This is a genomic window from Mesorhizobium sp. M7A.F.Ca.MR.362.00.0.0, assembly GCF_004023175.1.
Lineage (GTDB): Bacteria > Pseudomonadota > Alphaproteobacteria > Rhizobiales > Rhizobiaceae > Mesorhizobium.
Genome location: NZ_RZTF01000591.1, coordinates 1 through 2,661, shown reverse-complemented (window position 1 = coordinate 2,661; position 2,661 = coordinate 1). Strand labels below are relative to the sequence as shown.

Genomic DNA, 2,661 nt, shown 5'->3' with positions numbered 1-2,661 from the left:
CGCTTCGCGAGGCCACCTTCTCCCACAAGGGGAGAAGGAAGAACTGCTCTATTCCGGCACAAACCTCACCGCGCCCTTGGCCGCGCTGGTCGTCATGGCGGCATAGGCTCGCAAGGCGGTCGTCACCTTGCGCTTGCGCTTTTCCTCGGGCTTCCAGGCCAGGGCGCCCTTGGCCTCCATTGCCGCCCGGCGGGCAGCGAGTTCCGCCTCATCGACAGCCAGGCGGATGCTGCGGTTCGGGATGTCGATCTCGATCGTATCGCCCTCCTGCACCAGCCCGATCAGCCCGCCTTCGGCGGCTTCCGGCGACGCATGGCCGATTGACAGGCCCGACGTGCCTCCGGAGAAGCGGCCGTCGGTGACCAGAGCGCAGGCCTTGCCGAGCCCTTTCGACTTCAGATAGCTGGTTGGATAAAGCATTTCCTGCATGCCTGGGCCGCCGCGCGGCCCTTCATAGCGGATGACGACCACATCGCCGGCCTTGATCTCGTTGGACAGGATCGCCTTGACGCTCGAATCCTGGCTTTCGAAGACGCGGGCCGGGCCGGTGAACTTCAGGATCGATTCATCGACGCCGGCGGTCTTCACGATACAGCCGTCGAGAGCCAGATTGCCTTTCAGCACGGCGAGGCCGCCATCCCTGGAAAAGGGATGTTCGGTCGAGCGGATGACGCCTTTCTCGCGGTCGAGATCGAGTTCGTCCCAGCGGCGGTCCTGGCTGAAAGCGACCTGTGTCGGCACGCCACCAGGGGCGGCGAGGAAGAAATCGCGCACACTCTGGCTGGTCGTGCGGGAAATATCCCAATGGTCGAGCGCTTCGCCCAGCGTTCGCGTGTGCACCGTCGGCAGGTCGCGGTTGAGCAGGCCGGCATTGTCGAGCTGGCCGAGGATGGCCATGATACCGCCGGCGCGGTGCACGTCTTCCATGTGCACGTCGGACTTGGCCGGAGCAACCTTGCACAGCACCGGCACCTTGCGCGACAGCGCGTCGATGTCGTCCTGATCGAAATCGATCTCGCCTTCATGCGCGGCAGCCAGGATGTGCAGCACGGTGTTGGTCGAGCCGCCCATGGCGATGTCGAGCGTCATGGCGTTCTCGAAGGCGCCCTTCGAGGCAATGTTGCGCGGCAGAGCCGTCTCGTCATCCTGTTCGTAGTAACGCTGGGCGAGATCGACGATCAGGTGGCCAGCCTCGACGAACAGCCGTTTGCGGTCGGCATGCGTCGCCAATGTCGAGCCGTTGCCGGGCAGCGACAGGCCAAGCGCCTCGGTCAGGCAGTTCATCGAATTGGCTGTGAACATGCCCGAGCAGGAGCCGCAGGTCGGGCAGGCCGAGCGCTCGATGACCTTGACGTCCTCGTCGGAGACCCTGTCGTCGGCGGCCGCCACCATGGCATCGACCAGGTCGAGCGCCTGCGTCTTGCCGGCGAGCACCACCTTGCCGGCTTCCATCGGACCGCCGGAAACGAAGACGGTCGGGATGTTGAGGCGCAACGATGCCATCAGCATGCCGGGCGTGATCTTGTCGCAATTGGAGATGCAGACCATGGCGTCGGCACAGTGAGCGTTGACCATGTATTCGACGGAATCGGCGATCAGCTCGCGCGACGGCAGCGAATAGAGCATGCCGTCATGGCCCATGGCGATGCCGTCGTCGACGGCGATGGTGTTGAATTCTTTGGCGACGCCGCCGGCCTTCTCGATCTCGCGCGCGACCAACTGGCCGAGATCCTTCAGATGGACATGGCCCGGCACGAACTGGGTGAAGGAGTTGACCACCGCGATGATCGGCTTGCCGAAATCGCTGTCCTTCATGCCGGTGGCGCGCCAGAGGCCGCGTGCGCCGGCCATGTTGCGGCCATGGGTGGTGGTGCGGGAGCGATAGGCAGGCATGTTTTTTCCTTGGTGGCTGGCCACAGCCAGGCATGGCGCGGCGGAGCTGAATTCGGACCGCAGGCGTTATAGACGCGCAAGCCCGGTCTGGCCACAATTTTGCGATGCGCCAGATTCTCTCAAAAAAATGCGTGGCACTGTCGGATGGCGCACTGCATGCCCGTCCTTGGGCAGACGACATGGAAATGGCACCGCGTTCGGAGTCAGCCGTTTCGCCGTAACGCAACCAAAACAACCCGAGGAGCACGACATGCAAAAGATCACCACCTGCCTGTGGTTCGACGGCCAGGCCGAAGAGGCCATGAATTTCTACGTCTCCATCTTCAAGAATTCGAAGGTGCTGAGCGTAATGCGCTGGCCCGAAGGCCACGCCAATGAAGGCAAGGTGCTGGTGACCACGTTCGAACTCGACGGGGTGCAATTCCAGGCGCTCAATGGTGGACCGCAGTTCAAGCACACCGAGGCGATGTCGCAGTCGATCGACTGCAAGACGCAGGAAGAGGTGGATTACTTCTGGGACAAGCTCATCGAAGGTGGCGGCCAACCGTCGCAATGCAGCTGGCTGAAGGATAAATTCGGCGTCTCCTGGCAGGTTGTGCCGGAGCAGCTGCCGCGCCTGTTGCTGGATCCGGACCGGGCCAAGGCCGGCCGCGTGATGTCGGCGATGATGCAGATGAGCAAGATCGACATCGCCAGGATCGAGGAAGCGGCGAGAGGATAGTCGAGGGTCGGCGCTGCCCCTCATCCGCCCTTCGGGCACCTTCTCCC

At 63.3% G+C, this 2,661-nt stretch carries 2 protein-coding genes; one reads left to right on the top strand and one right to left on the bottom strand.

Translation table 11 applies throughout. The features are described from left to right. Positions 1-48: 48 nt before the first annotated feature. A complete protein-coding gene (ilvD, locus tag EOC06_RS35630; protein ID WP_128310005.1) occupies positions 49-1,893 on the bottom strand; it encodes a dihydroxy-acid dehydratase in 1,845 nt (614 codons plus the stop codon). Positions 1,894-2,143: 250 nt separating this feature from the next. Here ilvD and EOC06_RS35625 point away from each other — a divergent pair, with 250 nt between their 5' ends. Then, positions 2,144-2,614: a VOC family protein gene (locus EOC06_RS35625; protein ID WP_128310004.1), complete on the top strand. Its 471-nt coding sequence runs from the start codon at positions 2,144-2,146 to the stop codon at positions 2,612-2,614. The last annotated feature ends 47 nt before the right edge of the window (positions 2,615-2,661 follow it).